Source organism: Bradyrhizobium lablabi, from assembly GCF_900141755.1.
Classification (GTDB): Bacteria; Pseudomonadota; Alphaproteobacteria; order Rhizobiales; family Xanthobacteraceae; genus Bradyrhizobium; species Bradyrhizobium lablabi_A.
On the sequence record NZ_LT670844.1, the window covers coordinates 7,728,688 to 7,748,641 of the forward strand.

General features: G+C 61.8%; 23 protein-coding genes. 13 read left to right on the forward strand and 10 right to left on the reverse strand.

The window, feature by feature from the left end; translation table 11 throughout:
* Positions 1-3: 3 nt before the first annotated feature.
* Entirely contained in the window at positions 4-957 is a 954-nt protein-coding gene (locus B5526_RS36250; RefSeq protein ID WP_079544410.1) for an ATP-binding protein, read from the reverse strand.
* A 207-nt stretch (positions 958-1,164) separates the two neighbouring features.
* Here B5526_RS36250 and yajC point away from each other — a divergent pair, with 207 nt between their 5' ends.
* From yajC to B5526_RS36275, 5 genes are all read left to right on the forward strand, one after another.
* Positions 1,165-1,530 carry a preprotein translocase subunit YajC gene (yajC, locus tag B5526_RS36255; RefSeq protein WP_079544411.1) on the forward strand — a complete coding sequence of 122 codons (366 nt, stop codon included), beginning with the start codon at positions 1,165-1,167 and terminating at the stop codon, positions 1,528-1,530.
* Positions 1,531-1,588: 58 nt separating this feature from the next.
* Positions 1,589-3,187, forward strand: a complete 1,599-nt coding sequence (secD, locus tag B5526_RS36260) for a protein translocase subunit SecD (protein ID WP_079544412.1) — start codon at positions 1,589-1,591, stop codon at positions 3,185-3,187.
* A 115-nt stretch (positions 3,188-3,302) separates the two neighbouring features.
* Positions 3,303-4,307 carry a protein translocase subunit SecF gene (gene secF, locus B5526_RS36265; protein WP_079544413.1) on the forward strand — a complete coding sequence of 335 codons (1,005 nt, stop codon included), beginning with the start codon at positions 3,303-3,305 and terminating at the stop codon, positions 4,305-4,307.
* 1 nt (position 4,308) lies between these two features.
* Positions 4,309-4,692: an Mth938-like domain-containing protein gene (locus tag B5526_RS36270; protein WP_079544414.1), complete on the forward strand. Its 384-nt coding sequence runs from the start codon at positions 4,309-4,311 to the stop codon at positions 4,690-4,692.
* Positions 4,689-5,549 (forward strand): phytoene/squalene synthase family protein, encoded by an 861-nt coding sequence (locus B5526_RS36275; protein ID WP_079544415.1) that lies wholly within the window; start codon positions 4,689-4,691, stop codon positions 5,547-5,549. Before B5526_RS36270 ends, B5526_RS36275 begins: the two co-directional genes overlap by 4 nt.
* Before the next feature lie 99 nt (positions 5,550-5,648).
* On the opposite strand, the gene B5526_RS36280 is transcribed toward B5526_RS36275, so the two are convergent.
* The 3 genes from B5526_RS36280 to B5526_RS36290 all read right to left on the reverse strand — a co-directional run bounded on the left by B5526_RS36280 (position 5,649) and on the right by B5526_RS36290 (position 8,506).
* Positions 5,649-6,779 (reverse strand): serine/threonine protein kinase, encoded by a 1,131-nt coding sequence (locus tag B5526_RS36280; protein WP_079544416.1) that lies wholly within the window; start codon positions 6,777-6,779, stop codon positions 5,649-5,651.
* A gap of 7 nt (positions 6,780-6,786) precedes the next feature.
* Positions 6,787-8,220, reverse strand: a complete 1,434-nt coding sequence (gene trmFO, locus B5526_RS36285) for a methylenetetrahydrofolate--tRNA-(uracil(54)-C(5))-methyltransferase (FADH(2)-oxidizing) TrmFO (protein WP_079544417.1) — start codon at positions 8,218-8,220, stop codon at positions 6,787-6,789.
* Between the two features lie 133 nt (positions 8,221-8,353).
* Complete coding sequence (locus tag B5526_RS36290) at positions 8,354-8,506, reverse strand: DUF1127 domain-containing protein (protein ID WP_016846063.1); 153 nt, start codon at positions 8,504-8,506, stop codon at positions 8,354-8,356.
* A 1,036-nt stretch (positions 8,507-9,542) separates the two neighbouring features.
* Here B5526_RS36290 and B5526_RS39325 point away from each other — a divergent pair.
* The gene (locus tag B5526_RS39325) at positions 9,543-9,704 is read left to right on the forward strand and encodes a hypothetical protein (protein ID WP_244562151.1); all 162 of its coding nucleotides are present in this window, start codon (positions 9,543-9,545) and stop codon (positions 9,702-9,704) included.
* A 70-nt stretch (positions 9,705-9,774) separates the two neighbouring features.
* Here B5526_RS39325 and B5526_RS36300 read toward each other — a convergent pair whose 3' ends face one another.
* The gene (locus tag B5526_RS36300; RefSeq protein ID WP_079544419.1) at positions 9,775-10,617 is read right to left on the reverse strand and encodes a lytic murein transglycosylase; all 843 of its coding nucleotides are present in this window, start codon (positions 10,615-10,617) and stop codon (positions 9,775-9,777) included.
* A gap of 182 nt (positions 10,618-10,799) precedes the next feature.
* Positions 10,800-11,714, reverse strand: a complete 915-nt coding sequence (locus tag B5526_RS36305) for a DUF2189 domain-containing protein (protein ID WP_079545959.1) — start codon at positions 11,712-11,714, stop codon at positions 10,800-10,802.
* A 404-nt stretch (positions 11,715-12,118) separates the two neighbouring features.
* Here B5526_RS36305 and B5526_RS36310 point away from each other — a divergent pair, with 404 nt between their 5' ends.
* Positions 12,119-12,520, forward strand: a complete 402-nt coding sequence (locus B5526_RS36310; RefSeq protein WP_079544420.1) for a DUF3597 domain-containing protein — start codon at positions 12,119-12,121, stop codon at positions 12,518-12,520.
* 90 nt (positions 12,521-12,610) lie between these two features.
* On the opposite strand, the gene B5526_RS36315 is transcribed toward B5526_RS36310, so the two are convergent.
* Entirely contained in the window at positions 12,611-12,775 is a 165-nt protein-coding gene (locus tag B5526_RS36315) for a DUF1127 domain-containing protein (protein WP_079544421.1), read from the reverse strand.
* 134 nt (positions 12,776-12,909) lie between these two features.
* Positions 12,910-13,188 (reverse strand): GNAT family N-acetyltransferase, encoded by a 279-nt coding sequence (locus tag B5526_RS36320; protein WP_079544422.1) that lies wholly within the window; start codon positions 13,186-13,188, stop codon positions 12,910-12,912.
* A gap of 107 nt (positions 13,189-13,295) precedes the next feature.
* Between B5526_RS36320 and B5526_RS36325 the strand changes: the two genes are divergently transcribed.
* Positions 13,296-14,255: a tetratricopeptide repeat protein gene (locus tag B5526_RS36325; protein WP_079544423.1), complete on the forward strand. Its 960-nt coding sequence runs from the start codon at positions 13,296-13,298 to the stop codon at positions 14,253-14,255.
* Here the strand turns inward: B5526_RS36325 and B5526_RS36330 are convergent.
* Positions 14,252-14,530 (reverse strand): GNAT family N-acetyltransferase, encoded by a 279-nt coding sequence (locus B5526_RS36330; RefSeq protein WP_079544424.1) that lies wholly within the window; start codon positions 14,528-14,530, stop codon positions 14,252-14,254. The genes B5526_RS36325 and B5526_RS36330 overlap by 4 nt on opposite strands.
* A gap of 173 nt (positions 14,531-14,703) precedes the next feature.
* Here B5526_RS36330 and B5526_RS36335 point away from each other — a divergent pair, with 173 nt between their 5' ends.
* Both B5526_RS36335 and B5526_RS36340 read left to right on the forward strand, forming a co-directional pair.
* On the forward strand, positions 14,704-15,108 hold the full coding sequence (locus tag B5526_RS36335; protein WP_079544425.1) for an SPW repeat domain-containing protein: 405 nt from the start codon (positions 14,704-14,706) through the stop codon (positions 15,106-15,108).
* 87 nt (positions 15,109-15,195) lie between these two features.
* Positions 15,196-15,723, forward strand: coding sequence for a hypothetical protein (locus B5526_RS36340; protein WP_244562152.1), 528 nt, complete (start codon positions 15,196-15,198; stop codon positions 15,721-15,723).
* A gap of 51 nt (positions 15,724-15,774) precedes the next feature.
* Here B5526_RS36340 and B5526_RS36345 read toward each other — a convergent pair whose 3' ends face one another.
* On the reverse strand, positions 15,775-16,527 hold the full coding sequence (locus B5526_RS36345) for a pentapeptide repeat-containing protein (RefSeq protein ID WP_079544426.1): 753 nt from the start codon (positions 16,525-16,527) through the stop codon (positions 15,775-15,777).
* A 187-nt stretch (positions 16,528-16,714) separates the two neighbouring features.
* Between B5526_RS36345 and B5526_RS36350 the strand changes: the two genes are divergently transcribed.
* The 3 genes from B5526_RS36350 to B5526_RS36360 are packed head-to-tail and all read left to right on the forward strand — an operon-like array spanning position 16,715 to position 19,433.
* Positions 16,715-16,915: a hypothetical protein gene (locus tag B5526_RS36350; protein ID WP_079544427.1), complete on the forward strand. Its 201-nt coding sequence runs from the start codon at positions 16,715-16,717 to the stop codon at positions 16,913-16,915.
* A gap of 23 nt (positions 16,916-16,938) precedes the next feature.
* Positions 16,939-18,552, forward strand: a complete 1,614-nt coding sequence (locus tag B5526_RS36355) for an acyl-CoA synthetase (protein WP_079544428.1) — start codon at positions 16,939-16,941, stop codon at positions 18,550-18,552.
* Positions 18,552-19,433: a PCC domain-containing protein gene (locus B5526_RS36360; protein ID WP_079544429.1), complete on the forward strand. Its 882-nt coding sequence runs from the start codon at positions 18,552-18,554 to the stop codon at positions 19,431-19,433. The genes B5526_RS36355 and B5526_RS36360 overlap by 1 nt, the downstream gene beginning before the upstream one ends.
* Positions 19,434-19,954: the final 521 nt, after the last annotated feature.

Genomic DNA, 19,954 nt, shown 5'->3' on the forward strand with positions numbered 1-19,954 from the left:
CCACTACGTCCCGCTCAGCCGCACGCCCAGCCGTCCCGCCAGTTCCTGCGTGAACTGCCAGGCGACGCGCCCCGAGCGCGAGCCGCGCGTGGTCGACCATTCCAGCGCCTCGCGCTCGAGTTCGTCTTCGGCGAGCTTGATGCCGAAATGATCGCAATAGCCTTTCACCATGGCGAGGTATTCGTCCTGGCTGCAGCGGTGAAAGCCGAGCCACAATCCAAAGCGGTCCGAGAGCGAGACTTTCTCCTCGACCGCTTCGCCGGGATTGATCGCGGTCGAGCGCTCGTTCTCGATCATGTCGCGCGCCAACAGATGCCGGCGGTTGGAAGTGGCGTACAAGATCACATTGTCGGGCCGGCCCTCGATGCCGCCCTCCAGCACCGCTTTCAGCGATTTATACGAGGCGTCGTTGCCATCGAACGACAGGTCGTCGCAGAACACGATGAAACGGAAATCGGAATTGCGGAGCTGGTCCATCAGCGCCGGCAGGCTCTCGATATCCTCGCGATGGATCTCGATCAGTTTTAGGCGATCCGCCGGCTTGCGCTTGAGGTTGATGTCGGCGTGGGCTGCCTTGACCAGCGAGGATTTTCCCATGCCGCGTGCTCCCCACAACAGCGCGTTGTTGGCGGGGAGCCCATTGGCAAAACGCTCGGTGTTCTCGATCAGGATGTCGCGCATCCGGTCGATGCCCCTGAGCAGGCCGAGGTCGACGCGGCTGACGCGCGGCACCGGCGCGAGCCGTCCGTTGGGGTGCCAGACGAAGGCGTCGGCGCTGTCGAACGAAGAGGCGGAGTGGGAGGCCTGCGATGCCGCGGACAAATGTGCCGCGATCGCCTCGAGCGCGCCGGCTATCCTTTCCGTCGTGTCATGTTGAAGCGGCGCCAGACGTTTTGTCGCGGCCGGCGCTGATTTTCGCGCGGCGCGAGGTCTTGTTTTTCGAGGCTTTTTCGACATCTCTGGGGTTCCTGGCCACGCAGCCATATCGGGCCTTTGGGGTGGCCGCAAGCCACTCAAATGAATGCCAAATCAGGGCTCTGGCGGCGTTGCAATTGGGACCGCGGCCGCTATAGTCCGCGCGAATTTGCCTTGATCCGGCCTTGACGCAGAGGCGTCGCCGGCTCACTTCCGTTTCACAACCCGCGTTTCACGAGGATTGTCCAAATGCTGATCACACCTGCGTTTGCCCAGGCTGCGGGCGGCGGCGATACCAACAGCATGTTGATGTCGCTTCTGCCGTTCGCGCTGATCTTCGTGATCATGTATTTCCTGATTCTGCGGCCGCAGCAGAAGAAGGTGAAGGACCACGCCGAGCTCGTCAAAAACATCCGCCGCGGCGACACCGTGGTGACCTCGGGCGGTCTGGTCGGCAAGGTGACAAAGGTAGTCGACGACGACCAGATCGAATTCGAAATCTCCGATGGTGTCCGCGTGCGGCAGATGCGGCAGATGATTTCCGGCGTGCGCGCCAAGGGCGAGCCGGCCAAGGACAAGACCGACACCGCCAAGGAAGATAGCTCGGCGAGTTAGCGCGTTTTTCCAGCCGGCGCATATTCCAGAATTTGCCAGAATCTGACAGGTCAGCTCGATGTTGTATTTCACGCGGTGGAAGGCGCTGGCGATCATCCTGACGGCGCTGGTGGTGTGCCTGTGCGCCGTTCCGAATTTCTTCCCCGAGGCGAGGGTCAAGGCATGGCCGGCGTGGGCGCAGCGGCGGCTGGTGCTCGGCCTCGATCTGCAGGGCGGCTCTTATTTGCTGCTGGAGGTCGATTCCAACTACGTCAAGAAGGAGAAGCTCGACCAGATTCGCGATGACGTGCGCCGGACCCTGCGCGACGCCAAGATCGGCTATACCGGCCTTGCGTCGCGTCCCGACAGCGTCGAGGTTCGCGTCAAGGACACCGACCTGCCGACGGCGCTGCCAAAATTGCGCGAGCTGTCGCAGCCGCTCGGCGGATTGCTCGGTTCCAGCGGCCAGCGCAGCCTCGAAGTCAGCGATGCCGGCGGCGGCCTGATCCGCCTGGCGGTGACGCCGGCGTCCATCACCGAGCGGATACGCCAGACCATCGAACAGTCGATCCAGATCGTCGAGCGGCGCATCAACCAGCTCGGCACCGTCGAACCGGTGATCCAGCGGCAGGGCACCGATCGCATTCTGGTGCAGGTGCCGGGCTTGCAGGACCCGAGCGAGCTGAAACGCATCCTGGGCCAGACCGCCAAGATGGAATTCCGCATGGTCGACACCTCGGTGTCGCCGGAACAGGCCACGCAGGGCAGGGTGCCGCCGGATTCCGAAATCCTGATGAGTTCGAGTTCGCCGAAAATACCCTATGTCATCAAGAAGCAGGTTCTGGTCTCCGGCGGCGATTTGACCGACGCACAGCCGGGCTTCGATCCGCAGACCAGCGAACCCGTCGTCAACTTCCGTTTCAACACCTCGGGCGCCCGCAAATTTTCCCAGGCAACATCGGAAAATGTCGGCCTGCCGTTTGCCATCGTACTCGACAATGAGGTGATTTCGGCGCCCGTCATCCGCCAGCCGATCACCGGCGGTTCCGGCCAGATTTCCGGCAACTTCACGGTCCAGTCGGCCAACGAGCTTGCGTTGTTGCTGCGCGCCGGTGCACTGCCGGCGCCGCTGACCGTGATCGAGGAGCGCACCGTCGGCCCCGGTCTGGGGCAGGATTCGATCGAGAAGGGTGAGCTCGCGGCCTATGTCGGCTCGATCATGGTGATCGTGTTCATGCTCGTGACCTACCGGCTGTTCGGCGTGTTCGCCAACATCGCGGTCGCCATCAACGTCGCCATGATCTTCGGCGTATTGTCGCTCTTGAATGCAACGCTGACCTTGCCGGGCATCGCCGGCATCGTGCTGACGGTCGGCATCGCGGTGGATTCCAACGTCCTGATCTACGAGCGCATCCGCGAGGAATTGCGCGGCGGGCGCACCGCGATTTCGGCGATCGACGCCGGCTTCAAGCGCGCGCTGTCGACCATCCTCGATTCCAACATCACCACCTTCATTGCCGCCGCGGTGCTGTTCTATATCGGCACCGGCCCGGTGCGCGGCTTCGCCGTGACGCTCGGCATCGGCATCATCACCACGGTTTTCACCGCCTTCACGCTGACCCGCCTGATCGTGGCGACCTGGGTGCGGTGGAAGCGGCCGCAAACCGTGCCGATTTAGGCATGATCCCGAAAAGTGGCCACCGGTTTTCGGAGGAGATCATGCCTTCACACAATAAAGCGACGAACCTGATCCAGCCCTGCTGGATCAGGTTGTAGGGAATCCGGAGTCTGTAGTGACACATTTGGTTCTCATCTCGCTGGGCGTTCTGATTGCCGTGCTGACGGTCGTCAGCTGCTTCGGCTGGCTGCCGTCGCTGCGCATCGTGCCCGACGACACGCATTTCGATTTCACCCGCTTCCGCCGCATCAGTTTTCCGATTTCGGCGCTGCTCTCGATCCTTGCGATCACGCTGTTCTTCACCCATGGGCTGAATTTCGGCATCGATTTCAAGGGCGGCACGCTGATGGAAGTCCGTGCCAAATCCGGCACCGCCGACATCGCCTCGATGCGCGCCACCCTCGGCCGCCTCGGGCTCGGCGACGTGCAGTTGCAGCAGTTCGGCGGGCCGGACGAAGTGCTGATCAGGGTCGCCGAACAGCCCGGCGGTGATGCGGCGCAGCAGGAGGCGGTTCAGAAGGTGCGCGGCGCGCTGGGCGATAGCGTCGAGTACCGCCGCGTCGAGGTCGTAGGCCCCCGGGTATCAGGTGAATTGCTGGCCTACGGCATGCTCGGCTTGATGCTCGCGATCGTCGCCATCCTGATCTATCTCTGGTTCCGGTTCGAATGGCAGTTCGCGCTCGGCGCCATGATCGCCAACGTCCACGATATCGTGCTGACTATCGGCTTCATGTCGATCTCGCAGGTCGATTTCGACCTCACCAGCATCGCGGCCTTGCTGACGATCCTCGGCTATTCGCTCAACGACACGGTCGTGATCTATGACCGCATCAGGGAAATGTTGCGGCGTTACAAGAAAATGCCGATGCCGCAATTGCTCAACGAATCCATCAATTCGACGCTGTCGCGGTCGATCATCACCCACGTCACCGTGACGCTGGCGCTGTTCGCGCTGTTGTTGTTCGGCGGCAACGCCATCCACAGCTTCACCGCGGTGATGATGTTCGGTGTGGTGCTGGTCGGCACCTACACCTCGATCTTCATCGCAGCGCCGATCCTGATCTATCTCGGCGTCGGCACCGAGCGGCTCGACGCGCCGGACAAGCCAGCGAAAAAATAACATGCCGAGCCACTCGGACGCTCCCCATCTTCCGAGGTCGGCGCCGATCGAGGCCTACGGCAAGGGCGGTTTTGCGTTTGCCGAGATGTCGCATCGCGGCTCGCTGTTGTGCCTGCCGGATGCGATTTGGGCCTGGCCGGTGACGAGGCCGGAGGAGATCGACCGAGCCTCGCTCGACCGCGTATTCGCCTCGGCCAACGGCATCGATACGCTGATCATCGGTACCGGCACCGGCGTCTGGCTGCCGCCGCCAGAGCTTCGCGAGGCCTTGCGGGCGGTCGGCGTGGTGCTGGACGTCATGCAGACGGGTCCGGCGACCCGCACCTACAACATCATGATCGGTGAGCGACGGCGCGTCGCGGCCGCGCTGATCGCGGTGCCATGAGCAGCGCCGAGGGACTTAAAGGTTCCGCCGATTTCTGCACTCAACTGTTGCGGACCCACGATTTTGCCCGCTACGCCGCCACATTGTTCGTGCCGGCCGAGCAGCGACGGACGCTGATCGCGCTCTATGCTTTCAACGTCGAGATTTCGCGGGTGCGCGAGCAGGTGAGCCAGCCGCTGCCCGGCGAAATCCGCCTGCAATGGTGGACCGACATGCTGGCGGGAGCAGGCCATGGCGGGATCGAGGGCAACCCGGTCGCGGCCGAATTGCTGCTCGCGATCAGGACCTTCCGTTTGCCGGTCGAGCGGCTGTCGCGGCTGATCGACGAGCACCTGTTCGATCTCTACAACGATCCGATGCCCACTAAGGCTGCGCTGGAAGGCTATATCGACGAGACGTCGTCGGCGCTGTTTTCTCTGGCTGCAGCCATCGCCGGGCAGCAATCCCCTGAGATCGAGCACCTCGCGCGCCATGCGGGCCTCGCCCAGGGCATCGCGCAGGTGATGGCGGCATTGCCGCTGGATGCGTCGCGACGTCACCTGTTCGTACCGCTGCAGCTGCTGGAGCAACACGGCAGCGGCATGGAAGAGGTTTTTGCGGGCAAGGAAACCCCAAAGCTGCGCGCGGCGCTGGATCAGCTGCTCGGCGAAGCGCGGGAGCATCTGAAGACGGCGCTCGTGCTGCTTGCGGAGGTGCCGCCGCAGGTGCGGTCGGTATTCTTGCCGTTGGCGCTGACCGCCCGCGATCTCGAGCACATGTCGCGCGCGGACAATGATCCCTTTGTGCCACGTGTCACCTCGCGGTTTCGAACGCTGTGGACGCTGTGGCGGGCGTCACGGTCATATGTTTTTTCGTAGCACAGTGGCCGGTTCACAACAGGTCGTCATACCCGCGAAAGCGGGTATCCAGTACGCCGAGCCCTCTCGATTCTATCGCTGACGTCACGGAGTACTGGATCACCCGCCTTCGCGGGTGATGACGTCGGTGGACGGGGATGACGCCAAATCGGCCACTTCGAAATTGAAGCGGTCGCGCAAATTCTTGCGCTGCTCCAGAATGGCTTTCAGGAACGCGCGGTCGGTGTCGCTTTTCATCATCGGCTCGATCAGATCGAGCTGGTTCATGGCGACAAGTTGCAGGATCTCGGTGCGGGGTTTGCCGGCATCGTCGCGCGGCAAGGCCTGCACCACCTGGATATGCTCCGGCGGTTTTGGACCTTTTGCAGCCGCAAGCTCGCTGCGCAGTTGGGCCTCGAGCGCGCTCTGGTCGGCCTCGACGAAGGCATAAAGTCCGACGCCGGTGCGGCGGTCGGCGAAAGCGACGATGGCGGTATCGCGCACGGCAGGGTTTTTGCGGATCAGATCCACCAGGACAGGCGCGTCGTTGACAAGCCGCCGCCCGCCGCCTTCGCGATCGGTGAAATTGAACAGCCCACGAGTGATGCCGCGATAGACTTTCTTGCCGGTCTTGAGCCATAGGCTGGCGACAAAGGATTTGCGCGCCAGAATCTTGCGTTCCATCGGCGTCAGCGCCTCCGGCGCATAGCTGCGCTTGTGTTTCAAGAGATGCCGGAGATCCTCATAAGCTGCGATCCGGAACAGCCGACTGCGGTTGGCAAAGCAGTGTGCGAGCTGGAAGTCGGTCAGATAGGCGCGGCCGTCGCTGCCGCGCAGCCAGTTTTGCTCCTTGGCAAGATCGTTGTGGCAGATTCCGGCGCGATGCAGCCGGCGCAGCGAAAGCTTGGCGGAACGGAAATAGGCGACGTCGCCAAAGGGCTTTGCCAGGTGCAGCGCCACCCCGTCGATGAAACCGCGTACCAGCGCCTGGCGCCCGGCCCACAAAAGTTCCGGCCCGACATGGAGGCCGCTCGCCTTGGCCAGCGCACGCCGCTCGCGGGCGAACAGATGGCGCGCCGGGAGATAGGACCACCACGGCACCTGGTCGAGCCGGCGCAATACCGCATCGACCTCGCCGCCATCGCCGCGAAAGCGACCGCGCTCAACGGTCGAAAACACGTCGCGCTTCAGCAGGACGCCTTCGGTCCACCGCGCCGACAGCGCTGCTGCGTCGTCTCTGGGCAGATTCATAAAATGCTCACGCCGCCGCTGCGATATGCAGATTGTCGGCGATCCAGCGATCGAGATCGGCTAACGCCCGCGCGCTCATCGCCTGCTTCTTTGCAACGCTCTTTTCGTTGCCGCGCAGGCGGCTGCCATCGGGATTTCGCGTCGGTGGACTGGCGAGCGGCGGGAACAGCCCGAAATTGATGTTCATGGGCTGGAAGGAGCGGGGGCCGGCATCGATGGTCTCGATATGCCCGCCGGTGATGTGGCCGAGCAGCGATCCCAGCGCCGATGTCGCTGGCGGTGGCGGAAGCCCTGTCGCGCGCGCGTCGGCTGCGGCATAGAGGCCGGCGATCAGCCCGATGCTTGCGGATTCCACATAGCCTTCGCAGCCGGTCATTTGCCCGGCGAAGCGCAGCCGTGGCTCCGCGCGCAAGCGGAGTTGGCCGTCCAAGAGTTTTGGCGAATTCAGGAACGTGTTGCGATGCAAGCCCCCGAGCCGGGCGAAGTCGGCGTTTTCGAGCCCGGGAATGGTGCGGAAGACGCGCTGCTGCTCGCCGTATTTCAGCTTGGTCTGGAAGCCGACCATGTTGTAGAGCGTGCCGAGCTTGTTGTCCTGGCGCAGCTGCACGATGGCATAGGCCTTCACGGTCGGATTGTGCGGATTGGTGAGCCCGACCGGTTTCATCGGCCCGTGCCGCAGCGTCTCGCGGCCCCGTTCGGCCATCACCTCGATCGGCAGGCAGCCGTCGAAATAGGGTGTGTTGGTCTCCCACTCCTTGAAGTCGGTCTTCTCACCCGCGATCAGCGCATCGACGAAGCCGTCGTATTGCTCTTTGATCAGCGGGCAATTGATGTAGTCGGCGCCGGTGCCGCCGGGGCCGACCTTGTCGTAGCGCGACTGGAACCAGGCCGCCGACATATCGATGGAATCCCGGTGCACGATGGGCGCGATCGCATCGAAGAAGGCGAGCGCATTCTCGCCGGAGCGTTCGCGGATGGCGTCCGCAAGCGGCGCCGACGTCAGAGGTCCGGTCGCGACGATGACGTTGCGCCAGTCTGCCGGCGGCAAGCCCGTGACTTCGGCCCGGTCGATCTGGATCAAGGGATGGTCGTGCAAAGCCTTGGTCACGGCAGCCGAAAATCCGTCGCGGTCGACGGCCAGCGCCCCGCCGGCCGGCACCTGATTGGCATCGGCGGCGCGCATGATCAGCGAGCCCAGCCGACGCATTTCCGCATGCAGCAGCCCGACCGCGTTGTTGGCGGCGTCATCGGAGCGAAACGAATTTGAACAGACGAGTTCGGCAAGCCCATCGGTGCGATGGGCTTCGGTCATCCGAACCGGGCGCATCTCGTGCACGACAACGGGAATGCCCGATTCGGCGATCTGCCAGGCGGCTTCGGAGCCGGCGAGGCCCGCGCCAACGACATGCACGGCTTCAGAGGGGAGTTTGGGGCCTGTCATGGGGCGGAGAGGTAGCGCGTTTCTGCCCGCAGTGGAATGCGCAACCGCAAACCTTAAGGCGTCCGGTGACGGCAGAAACGACAACGCCCGCGGTGAGGCGGGCGTTATCCGTTTGTCAGTCGGCTAAAACGGATCAGCCGTTATAGGTGCCAGCCGCAACGCGCGGAATGTCCGAACGGTCAAGGCCAATATCGGCCAATTCGCGATCGCTAAGCTGGGACAGTTCGCTGACATTGCGCTGATAGTCCCGGAACGCCTGGATCATGCGGATGAGCGAGAGCAACATGGTAGTCTCCTTGTATCGACGATTCAGCCCTTGGAGGAAGCCTCATCGTTGGAATGAATATAGAGCAAGATTCCTCGTTCCAGAAGTTCAAATGCTGCGGTGCAGCTAAGTGCAGAGCGCATAGCAAAAGTAAGGAACGATTAACCTTTCGGCGCAGTTGCCCAAGACGGCGACCCGGCAGCCCAATTCGCTGCCTGGTCCGGGAAAATTGTCCGTAAAATCACGGCATTGCCGCATCTGCGAACGGCGCGTTAAAGAGACTGAAATGGGGATCATCCGTCGGAAATTCAAGGGAAAATCCGGTCGAAACCGAGCTCTCGCAGGATGGATATTTGGGACGGCGAGGCGAGAGCTTCATGCGCGATTCGCATGCACTGATCGATAGAATGAAGTTATAATCAGTTTTTCAGGAAGACAAGCCAGAAGAATGCGATCATCGGCAGGTCAGCTGCATGGGCCGATGCAGCGGTAACCCGGCGTAGAAAGCGGGCGACTAAGCCGGCGGCGCTACACATAGCGCGGGCCATCCTTGCAGCGACGTGGCCCAACAGCGATCCGCCGGCGATCGGTCACTCCGTTCGACGAGGTTCCAGCCGACCATGCCGGAAATGAATCCGGATCATTGTCGATTGGGATGCTGCGGCGGAGACGCGTCACCAACCAACGCACTCGGTCTGCAAACCTTGCGCGCGCGAAACTCCAACGGACGTTGGTCGTGCGACTCGTCGACGACGATGTGTGCGCTGCGGTTTCTTACCAACGTGTAATGCAAAAGCCTTGCAACGCATGAGCCTCTGCATCGCGCGCGCATCACATTTTTATCGCGCGAAATTCATTCCGAAACTTGGCGATGATCGGCGATCAATCGTTTCGCAGATTCCGGCAATGACGCCGGATCTGTTCTAAACAAATAAGAAATGGGGAAAGTAACATGCTCAATAAGTTACTCGGAGCAGCAACAATCGCTGCCGTTGCAATGACTGTCGTCCCAGCATCCGCCGCTACCAGAATGATAGCTGGCTGCAGTGGCGAAAACATGTCGAAGACCGAATCCGCGATCGAAGCCATGGCCGATGGCGAGGGCAAGGTGGCGGCGCAGAAAGAGATCGCCGCGGCGCAGACCGCGATGCTCGATGGCAAGATGGGCGCATGTTCGATGCACCTCAGCAAGGCCATGCACGTCGGCATGATGAAGTAAGACTGTCACCGGGGGCCGGTCGCGCCGAGTGGTCGGCCCCTTGAGGGGGAGTCAATATCCGAGCTATTCCTTAAGGCTGGCGCGCGAGCTGGCTCGCAAAATACGCAATCGTCTTCGCGTAAACCTCGCTCTTGTTCCATTGCTGGATCACCGCGAAATTGGCGCTGCCGGCCTCCCAGCCCTTGCCGCGCTGCCAGCCATAGCTCGCAAGGTAATTCGCCGTCGAGGCCAGCACATCGGGCGCGCTGCGCAACAGGTCACGGCGGCCGTTACCGTCGAAATCGACCGCATATTTGATGTAGGACGACGGCATGAACTGGGTCTGGCCGAGCTCGCCGGCCCAGGCGCCGCGCATCTCCTGGGGCGAGAGGTCGCCGCGCTCGATGATGCGCAGCGCATCCATCAACTCGCTGCGGAAGGTGTCGGCGCGGCGGCAATCATAGGCCAGCGTCGCCAGCGAGCGGATGGTCGGAAACTTTCCGGGGTTGACGCCGAAATCGGTCTCCAGCCCCCAAATCGCCACCAGCACCTCACCCGGCACGCCGTAGGTTTGTTCGATCCGGCTCAGCACCGAACCATATTGCTTCATCATGTTGGCGCCGCGGGTAAGGCGCGGCGGCACCATGCGGCCGGAAAACTCCTCAAAAGTTTGGTTGAACACCTTCTGCGAGCGATCCCGCGACAGCACCCCCTGATCCAGCGTGACGCCGTTCAGGCCGGCCGCGATCGCGGCCTGGGAGATTCCTTTGGCGGCGGCTTCGGTTTTGAAATCGTTGAGCCAGGCGTCGAAGTTGCCGGTACCGCAGGATGCCGCCAGTCCCGATGTCAGCGGGAGCGCCAGTGCTCCCGGTATCGCCAGCACCGCGCTCAGTGCGAGGGCTTTGAGAGGGAAACGAGGGAACATGGGAGTCATCAGGAGAGATCGATTCGCTTTCGAAGGGTGATGACCGGCACTGCATATGTCGGTGGCAACCGCGGCCAAAACATGGCTCGGACGGTTCTGGCGATCACGAACCACTATAGCAAAACCGCCGGTCAATGATGTGACCGGCGGCTTGATGGCCATGCCTATCCTTATTGCCTGTTCCTTGCCGCCTATCCGTCGGATTTACGCCGCCACGGAAACAAATTGGCCGGGAAATCCGCTGCCGGGCGCCGTTCGCGCGGCGGGCGCGGCGGGAAGGGGCGCAGCGTGGGATCAGGCGCGATCACCTTGCGATAGAGATGCCAGGTGGCATGGCCGAGCAGCGGGATGACGATGGCGAGGCCCAAAAAGGCCGGCAGCGATCCCAGAACCAGCAGCACCGCGACGATCAATCCCCAGGCCGCCATCGGCACCCGGTTTTTCGCCACGGCGCGCAGCGACGTCACCATGGCTTCGAGCGCGCCGGCGTGACGATCGAGCATCAACGGGAACGAGACTACGCTGACACACAGTGCCACCACGGCGAACAGGAATCCGACGCCGCATCCGACCACGATCAGCCACCACCCTTGCGGGGTCGTCAGCACCCGCTCAACGAAATCCGGCATGTCGGCCGCGGGGACGTAACCGAACGCCATCACGTAAATTTCCTGCGCGGTGGCCACCCAGGTCACGAACAGCGCCAGCAACAGCACGCCGAGGCCGAGCATGGCGCCGAACGACGGCGAGCGCACCACTTCAAGAGCATCCCAGGCCGAAGCCGGTTCGCCGGCCTCGCGGCGGCGGCTGAGTTCATACAGACCAAGCGCCGCGAACGGGCCGAGCAGGGCAAATCCGGCAGCAAGCGGAAACAACAGCGGCAGCACCGAATAGCCGAGCACCGTGCGCGCCAGCACCAGGCCGAGCACCGGATAGATCACGCAGAGGATAATGGCGTGGCTTGGCACCGCCTTGAAATCCTCCCAGCCAAGCCGCAGCGCTTCGTGCACGTCGGACAGGCCGATGGTTCGGATGACGGGCCCGGCCGCGCTGTCTTGCGCGGTCTGAACCTGTGACGTGACATTGCCTTGGTATGGAGTGGCCATGGTCATGTTCTCCCTTGACGAGCGGCCTCTCTCCGCGCCGAGGGGCACGCTTGGGCCGTTTCTCTCGAAACGATCACGATCTGGCCAGACGCGAAGACAGGAAACCGAAAGCTGGCCTTGTCGCGAACTGAATTGGCAGCGTACTCCCAACCGCCGGCGCTGTCGCTCACGCTTCGGTGAAAAATTTTATTGCTGCGGCGCGGACCCGAACGCGTCATTCCATCGTCATTTCGCTCCGGCTAAGCTAATTCCGCCATCTTTGCGCTGCATTGGCAAGCCTACCCGAGGCGGCTAAGCTTCGGAGCAATCCGGTCCGGCGCTGCCGGCGGCTGACAAGGGTGCCGTTCAAGCCTTCACACCATCTTAGGTTTCACACCCGTCTTTGGATTCACAGGGAGCGAACGATGAGTATTTTCGGAAAAATCATGAGCGCGATCTTCGGGACCACGGCCAACGCCACGACCGCGAGCGCCGGTGCAGCCGCAGGCACGGGGTCGGCTCCCGGATCGGCCACCGCGTCTTCGTCTTCATCGGCGGCTCCTGCGCAGTCGGTCGATGTCGCGCCGATCCTGGACAAGGCCGTCGCCGCCAAAAAGGAAAAACTGGAATGGCGCACGTCGATCGTCGATCTGATGAAAGCGCTCGATATCGATTCCAGCCTCGGCGCGCGCAAGGAACTGGCGAAAGAGCTCGGCTACACCGGCGACACCGGTGATTCCGCAACCATGAACGTCTGGCTGCACAAGCAGGTGATGGCGAAGCTCGCCGCGAACGGCGGCAAGCTTCCGGCCGACATCAAATGGTGACGCATCGTTTGACTTCATCCATCGCGTAAAATCAAAGACGCCCGCTCGCGCGGGCCTCTTTGTTTGTACAAGGTTCAACGGGGCAAGCGCTTACGGCCATTGCCGGCGCGCGGTGTTCCGCCAGGCCGCGGTCGTGAGTTCGCAGCGGCTGAACCCAATGTCGCGCAGCGTGCGCTCGTCGAGCCGGTTGATGCAGTTGAGTTCGGATCGATAGCGGGCGTATCGCCTGATCAGGGCGATTGAAGCGATCAACATGATCGTGTTTCCTTATAGATGTTTTGGGGGGAGGCACACCGTTGTGCTGAACCGGTTGGTAGCGCCCGCCGCCCAACGGGTTCAGCGCGCCGCAACAAGATTTGCCGGGTCCGGGGGAACGGCGATGAACCTGTTCACCCCACCAGATCGGCAAATTCCGGATGCTTCTGCAAATAATCCACCACAAAGCCGCAACCGGCGACGACCTTTAGTCCGTCGGTGCGGATCAATTGCAGCGCGCCTTGCACCAGTTCGGAGGCGATGCCGCGGCCGCGCAAGCTTGGCGGCGTCTCGGTGTGGGTGATGATGACGGTCGATGGCGTCAGGCGATAATTCGCAAACGCAATCGCGTCCCCGACGTCGAGTTCGAAGCGGCCCTTGGCCTTGTTGTCACGAACGCTGCCTGTCGCCATTTTCCGAAAAACCTTCCGCAAAACCAGTTCCGTCAGTCATTTAGCCACGTGAACCCGCGGATGCAAACCGGCGACCAAAGGCCATTGGCGCATGGAGGCATTGCAATATGCGTGTTTTGTCGATGTTGGCGGCTTCGCTATTCGGCGCAGTGTTGGCGCTCGCGCACCCGCTGCGGGTGGCCGCCCAGGGCGATCAGGTGCTGAGCGATAAAGGCTGGCAGGCCTGCATCGGCGCCGTCAGCTCAGCGGACGACAGAGTATCGGCCTGCACGGCGGTCATCGACGCCAAGGCGGCGACGGGACGCAAGCTCGCCGCCGCGTATTGCAACCGCGGCCACGGCCTTACCGAAAAGCGCGAGCTCGACGCCGCGCTCGCCGATCTGGACGAGGCGATCAAGATCGATCCGGCCTTTCCTTGCGCCTATACCAACCGCGGTCGCGTTTATGCCTTCAGGCACGATCTCGATCGCGCGATAGCCGATTATGATGAGGCCATCCGCGTCGATCCCTCCTTCGCGCTCGCCTACAACAACCGCGGCGACGCCTGGCTCGGCAAGGGTGATGCCGATCGCGCGCTGGCCGATTTCAACAATGCCGTCAAACTCGATCCGAAGCTCGCCATCGCCTACGGCAACCGCGGCTATCTCTATTATCTCAGGCGTGACTTTGCGCATGCGACCCAGGATTACGGCATGCAGATAAAGCTTTCGCCTGACGTGCTGGCCTATATCAACCGCGGCAATGTCTACCGCGATTCCGAACAGCTCGACCGTGCCGCCACGGATTATGCCGAAGCGATCAAACTCGCCCCGACCGACGCGCGGGGCTGGCGCAACCGCGGCATGATCCGCCTGTTTCAGGGCGACAACAAAGGCGGTCTCGCCGATTACGACAAGGCGCTGCAATACGATCCGGATGACGCCGTTTCCTGGAATAATCGCGCCCAGGCGAAGCTGCGGCTCGGCGACAAGAAAGGGGCGATCGCGGATTTCAGGCAGGCCCTGCGGCTTCGTTCCGATTTGCGCAACGCGCGCGACGGCCTGGCGCAGCTCGGCGCCTCGCCCTAACTTTTCAGCAAGTCCTGATAGGCAGCATTCTTGTCGATAAAGGCCTTCACGAACGGACACTGCGCGATCACCTTCAGGCCATCGGCCCGCACCTGGTCGAGCGCGCCCTTGATCAGTTTAGAACCGATGCCCTTGCCGCCGAGTTCGGGCGGCACCTCCGTGTGGATGAAGGTGATGACGCCATCGGCGATTCTGTAATGGGCCGCGGCGAGATGGCCGTCGACCGTGAGTTCGTAACGGTGATGGGTCCTGTTATTGGAAACTTCGTTTTCCATACCATCCAATCCGTCGGTTCAGACTACAAGATTGCTTCGAACGGGTCTTGCACGCGCCGATAGCTTCCCCACTTTTTCAGGAGACATACGCCCGACGCGGCCGGACAGGTCGTTTAACGGAACGTCATGCTCTCCAGCCGCTGACGTATGCCTCTTTTCAAGGGAGGTTTACAATGTCGGACTTTCGTTATTTCAAAACTCATCGGACATGGGAGGATTGGGCCGGCATGCTGCTTGGCGTGCTGATCGTCCTGTCGCCATGGTTTCCCACGCAGGCAGGCCATGAGGTTGTCGATGCCGAGCGCAGCTACGTGATCCTGAATACGTTTGCGGTCGGCATGCTGGTGTTTGGCCTTGCCCAGCTCGAATATGTCGCACTGCGGCGTTGGGAGGAGGTGGCCGCCATCCTGCTCGCTTTGTGGCTGATTTTCTCGCCCTACGTCTTCGGCTATTCCGGCGATGGGCTGCTGCGTTTCTACCACTCGACTCTTGGCGGACTCGTACTGCTGCTGGCGGCACTGCAGTTGTGGCAGGACTGGGACCTGAGCGATCAGGACATGCTCAAGCACGGGCAGTAACGGGGTGGCGGAAGCGGCGTCGGGCAGCCGTCCGCGATTTTCCGCATGCGGTCTGAACGCTGAGGCCGGCTGCACGCACGAAGGGTGATGACAATCCGGAAGCTCACGCTGGTTATCACCGTGCTCGCAGCCGGCTGCGCCCTGGCGCAGCAGCCCGCAAAATTGCCGCCGTTCGATCACGGCAATTATCCGCCGGAGGTGCAAAAGGCGCTTCGCTATGCCGACGACGAATGCAAGCGGGACGGCGGCGGCGAAGTCACTTTCGCGCCCGATACCGTGCGCAAGCTCGATCTCACCGGCGACGGTCGCGACGATTACATCGTGTCGTTCGGCGATACCAAATGCGCCGGACAGAGCGCCTTTGCCGCCTTTTGCGGCTCGGGTGGCTGCCTCCTGAACATCTCGGTGACCTTGCCGAACGGCCGGGTGCGCAAGGTGTTCGACAATTACGTCCGCGGCTACGCGATCCGGCCGGATCCGGCCGATGGAAGCGTTCGCTCCCGCACCATTCGTTTCGAGCTGCACGGCGCCTTCTGCGGCGGCCACGGGACGCCGTCCTGCCTCAAGGAAAAGCGCATCACGACGAGGCCGTTCGAGTTCAGGATGCCGAAGTGAGTTGATGGCATCCGCTTCCAGGTCAGGCGAATCCCTCATTCAAGTCAATACCTACTCAACACATTTCCAATTCTTCTGCACGTGAGGCTCACAGGTATTGGTGTTACTCGGGCAAATGTTCACCCGGTTGAGCACGTCAGACAAGCGCGTCGGCAGTGAGTTTTGAATTTGTCGGTAGAACCGTCCGTCGGTACCTTTATTTTGGTCAACGCAGGCACATTTCAAACGGTCTGGATCAATCTTTGTGCCTGTATCAAATTGTATCCAGGAAACGTTGGTGAGATTGAAGTCGGGATAGTCTTCCAGAGAAGCGCCCCTGAAATCGGTACCTCCCAAGTAGGCGCCGCTAAAATTCGAGCCGTCAAGCGTGGCATTGCGAAGGTCGGCCTTGGCGAGATTCGTACAGGCTAAATTGCTGTGAGAGAAATTGGCGCCGGATCCCTTTAGGGCACCCAATTCCATTCTTTCCAGCGATAGCGAGTTGAGATCGATACAGTCTGGGAAGATAATTTCGAATGTCGATTGAACGAATGTTCCGCGCCACCAAGCACTGCAATGTCGGGTCAGTGTTTCAATTGCGGCAAGCTGGCCAACATTTCCCCAATTTTTCTTATCTCCTTGTTGAGTCCAGACGATCGCAGCTCGAAGGGTTGCCCAGGCGCTTTCCTGTCGGCTGGCGGCGCGATCCTGAAAGCTTACCCAATAGCTCACGACAGTGACGGCTAAGGTAAATGTCCCAACTTTCGCAAGGTGCTTGCTGGCGTCAGAACGGATAAATTTTATGGCTCTCTGAACGGTACCCATATGTTGCTCCCACAGCCTAAGATATTAGAGTGCAATTTTAAATTGCATACAAGCAGTTCTTTTGATTCCAGCGGCTTCATTCTCATAATCTTCTTGGCTCTCTACCCTTGTCGGAGCGTGCGCGAAGACGATAAACATTGGTCAAGGCAAACCCTTTGATTGCCCTTGATTTCAAGAGGAAACCTCCATGAAGCTTGTCCTGACCTTGCTCGGCGTCGTCCTGCTCGTCATTGCCGCCGTCTATTTCGTGCTTCCCGCCGATCAACTGCCCGGCTTCTTCCCCGGACACGAGACCGGAGTTGCACGGATGCACTACAAACACGGCATCGTCGCAGGCGTGGTCGGTGTGGTGCTGTTGGCCGCGGGCGTATGGATGGGACGACGGTGAGCGAGGAGGGCGCAGCATCCGGCATGGGCGGCGCGATGCGCATGTCCCGCCGGGTGATGAATCTTGCGCATTTCTTGACCCAAAATGCGCGCCGGCACAGCGAGCGCACCGGCTTCGTCTGGGGCGACCGGTCCTGGACCTGGCGCGAGATCGACGCCGGCGTGTCGCAGCTTGCGGCGGCATTGGCCGCGCGCGGCATCGTCAAGGGCGACCGGATCCTGGTCCATTCGAAAAATTGCGACGAGATGTTCTGGTCGATGTTTGCGGCCTTTCGTTTGGGCGCGGTTTGGGTGCCGACCAATTTCAGGCTGATGCCGGACGAGGTCGCCTATCTCGCCACCGCCTCCGGCGCCAAGGCGTTCTTGTGTCATAGCGATTTTCCGGAGCATGCCGCCGCCGTCAAAGCCGCGAGCCCGGCGCTCGGCTTTACCTGGCGGATCGCCGACGGCTCGCTCGGCGAGAAATCCGTGAGCGAGGCGATCGCCGCGCATGCCGGCGCTCGCGTCGATAACGCCGGCGTCGAGTATGACGATCCCTGCTGGTTCTTTTTCACATCAGGCACCACCGGACGCTCCAAGGCGGCGGTATTGACCCATGGCCAGATGGCTTTTGTGGTGACGAACCATCTTGCCGACCTGATGCCCGGCACGACCGAGCACGATGCGTCGCTGGTGGTGGCTCCCTTGTCGCATGGCGCAGGCATCCATCAGCTGGTGCAGTCGGCGCGCGGCGCCAAAACGATCCTGCTGCCGTCGGAGCGTTTTGACGTCAACGAAGCCTTCCGACTGATCGAAACGCATCGCGTCAGCAACCTCTTCACCGTGCCGACCATCCTGAAGTTGATGGTCGAAAACCCCGCCATCGATCATTACGACCATTCCTCGCTGCGCTATGTCATCTATGCCGGAGCGCCGATGTATCGCGAGGACCAGAAGGCCGCACTGAAAAAGCTCGGCCATGTCTTGGTGCAATATTTTGGCCTCGGCGAAGTCACCGGCAATATCACCGTGCTGCCGCCGGCGCTGCATCATCCCGAGGACGGGCCACAGACGCGGATCGGCACCTGCGGTTTCGAGCGCACGGGCATGCAGGTCTCGATCCAGGACGATCAGGGGCGCGAACTAAAGCCGTTCGAGACCGGTGAGATCTGTGTCATCGGCCCTGCCGTGTTCGCCGGCTATTTTGATAATCCCGAGGCGAATGCAAAAGCGTTTCGCGATGGCTGGTTCCGTACCGGCGATCTCGGCCACATGGACAAAGAGGGTTTTGTCTATATCACCGGCCGCGCTTCCGACATGTACATATCGGGCGGATCCAACATCTACCCGCGCGAGGTGGAAGAAAAAATCCTCACCCATCCCGCGATCGGCGAGGTCGCCGTGCTCGGCGTGCCGGATCCGGTGTGGGGCGAGGTCGGCGTCGCCGTCTGCGTGCCGCGCGAGGGCGCGAGCCCCGTGACCGAGTTGGAATTGGCAGGCTACCTCGCGACCAAAATGCCGCGCTACAAAATGCCGAAACGGTTTTTCTTCTGGGAGGCACTGCCAAAGTCTGGCTACGGCAAAATACCAAAACGGCTGGTGCGCGATGAGCTGGAGGCGCGCGGCCTGCTCGATCTCACCACCAAGCAGACGGGTTGATGCGAATCATCGCTCAGCCCGGCCCGCCCGCGCCCGAACGCATCCAATGGGTTGCCGCGCGTGGCCGCGCGTTCTCCTTCACGCTGCAAGCCGGCCTGCCATTGCTCGAAGCCGCGCGCCGCGGTTTTGCGGCGGAAGGATTCACGAGCGGCACACTGAACATCAGGGGCGGGGCGCTCGGCCCGTTTGCCTATGTCATGCCGGCACTGTCAAAGACCGGCGAGAACGCGGCGTTTTATAGCGACATGTTTCGGCCCACGGGCGTCACGCGGCTGAGGATGGGAGCGATGACGCTGGGACGGCGCGACGGCGCCGCCTTTTTCCATTGCCACGCGCTGTGGACGGAGGCCGACGGGCGCCCCGGCGGCGGCCATATTTTGCCGGAGGAGACGATTGTCGCCGAACCTTTCGAGGTGGAAGCCTTCGGCCTCGATGGCGCAGTGTTCACGGCGGCGCCCGACCCCGAGACAAATTTCAAACTGTTTGGGCCGGTGGAGAGCGCGACGACGGGAGCCAAAACGACGCACCGCGCGTTCGCGCTGCGGCTGCGGCCGAACCAGGATTTTGCCGGCGCGCTCGAGGCGTTTTGCGGGGGGCGCGGGATTATCCGTGCAAAACTCCATGGCGGCGTCGGCAGCATCATCGGCGCGCGTTTTGTGGATGGTCGCATTGTAAAACCGTTTGCGACGGAGATGGCGGTCCGGTCCGGCGTCATTGCTCCGGGCGCGGACGGCGCGTTGGACGCCAAGCTCGACGTTGCGCTCGTTGACTATACGGGCGGTCTCGCCGAGGGCCGGCTGATCCGCGGCGACAATCCGGTGCTGATGACGATGGAGTTGGTGCTGGAGGTGATCGAGGGGACCGTAATTCGTGTGCAATGAAGTTGTAGGATGGGTTGAGCCCTTCGCGAAACCCATCAATGCTTCGCACGAGATGATGGGTTTCGAAGGGCTCAACCCATCCTACGCAAAATTCCGTTTCACTTTTCAAACAGCCAGTCCGGCAATGACATCGGACATAAATCCGCAATCCCGCGACGCAATGCGCCCGAGTTGTGCGTCAATCATCCGCCCCAAAAAGAAGGGCGTGGGGAATGCCGGGCGCACGGTGCACCCGCAGCCTCGTGTGCAAAGGTGGAGTGTAGAAAGCACACGAGTAGTCACGGTCGCACCGGAATCACCCGGCATCCCCGCACGCAATGGTCTTACGGCTTATATCGTGCTCTCCCCGGTGACCGGGCTTTCTTGCCACCGTCATCCCTGAGAAGCCTGCTTCTCAAGAACTTGACGCCAGCGTCGGGGCGCCAGGACCACACGGTTTTGCCGTACGCGACACGCCTGCGCCTAAGCCTTCGGCGGGCTTGGTACCCGTCCGCCGAAACTCCAGCGAAAGCGGAAACAGC

Bases quoted from the DNA above. Each gene is read 5' to 3' on its own strand.
- B5526_RS36250 (WP_079544410.1), bottom strand. From the start codon at position 957: ATGTCGAAAAAGCCTCGAAAAACAAGACCTCGCGCCGCGCGAAAATCA.
- yajC (WP_079544411.1), top strand. From the start codon at position 1,165: ATGCTGATCACACCTGCGTTTGCCCAGGCTGCGGGCGGCGGCGATACC.
- secD (WP_079544412.1), top strand. From the start codon at position 1,589: ATGTTGTATTTCACGCGGTGGAAGGCGCTGGCGATCATCCTGACGGCG.
- B5526_RS36270 (WP_079544414.1), top strand. From the start codon at position 4,309: ATGCCGAGCCACTCGGACGCTCCCCATCTTCCGAGGTCGGCGCCGATC.
- B5526_RS36275 (WP_079544415.1), top strand. From the start codon at position 4,689: ATGAGCAGCGCCGAGGGACTTAAAGGTTCCGCCGATTTCTGCACTCAA.
- B5526_RS36280 (WP_079544416.1), bottom strand. From the start codon at position 6,779: ATGAATCTGCCCAGAGACGACGCAGCAGCGCTGTCGGCGCGGTGGACC.
- trmFO (WP_079544417.1), bottom strand. From the start codon at position 8,220: ATGACAGGCCCCAAACTCCCCTCTGAAGCCGTGCATGTCGTTGGCGCG.
- B5526_RS36290 (WP_016846063.1), bottom strand. From the start codon at position 8,506: ATGTTGCTCTCGCTCATCCGCATGATCCAGGCGTTCCGGGACTATCAG.
- B5526_RS39325 (WP_244562151.1), top strand. From the start codon at position 9,543: ATGTCGAAGACCGAATCCGCGATCGAAGCCATGGCCGATGGCGAGGGC.
- B5526_RS36300 (WP_079544419.1), bottom strand. From the start codon at position 10,617: ATGACTCCCATGTTCCCTCGTTTCCCTCTCAAAGCCCTCGCACTGAGC.
- B5526_RS36305 (WP_079545959.1), bottom strand. From the start codon at position 11,714: ATGGCCACTCCATACCAAGGCAATGTCACGTCACAGGTTCAGACCGCG.
- B5526_RS36310 (WP_079544420.1), top strand. From the start codon at position 12,119: ATGAGTATTTTCGGAAAAATCATGAGCGCGATCTTCGGGACCACGGCC.
- B5526_RS36315 (WP_079544421.1), bottom strand. From the start codon at position 12,775: ATGTTGATCGCTTCAATCGCCCTGATCAGGCGATACGCCCGCTATCGA.
- B5526_RS36320 (WP_079544422.1), bottom strand. From the start codon at position 13,188: ATGGCGACAGGCAGCGTTCGTGACAACAAGGCCAAGGGCCGCTTCGAA.
- B5526_RS36325 (WP_079544423.1), top strand. From the start codon at position 13,296: ATGCGTGTTTTGTCGATGTTGGCGGCTTCGCTATTCGGCGCAGTGTTG.
- B5526_RS36330 (WP_079544424.1), bottom strand. From the start codon at position 14,530: ATGGAAAACGAAGTTTCCAATAACAGGACCCATCACCGTTACGAACTC.
- B5526_RS36335 (WP_079544425.1), top strand. From the start codon at position 14,704: ATGTCGGACTTTCGTTATTTCAAAACTCATCGGACATGGGAGGATTGG.
- B5526_RS36340 (WP_244562152.1), top strand. From the start codon at position 15,196: ATGACAATCCGGAAGCTCACGCTGGTTATCACCGTGCTCGCAGCCGGC.
- B5526_RS36345 (WP_079544426.1), bottom strand. From the start codon at position 16,527: ATGGGTACCGTTCAGAGAGCCATAAAATTTATCCGTTCTGACGCCAGC.
- B5526_RS36350 (WP_079544427.1), top strand. From the start codon at position 16,715: ATGAAGCTTGTCCTGACCTTGCTCGGCGTCGTCCTGCTCGTCATTGCC.
- B5526_RS36355 (WP_079544428.1), top strand. From the start codon at position 16,939: ATGGGCGGCGCGATGCGCATGTCCCGCCGGGTGATGAATCTTGCGCAT.
- B5526_RS36360 (WP_079544429.1), top strand. From the start codon at position 18,552: ATGCGAATCATCGCTCAGCCCGGCCCGCCCGCGCCCGAACGCATCCAA.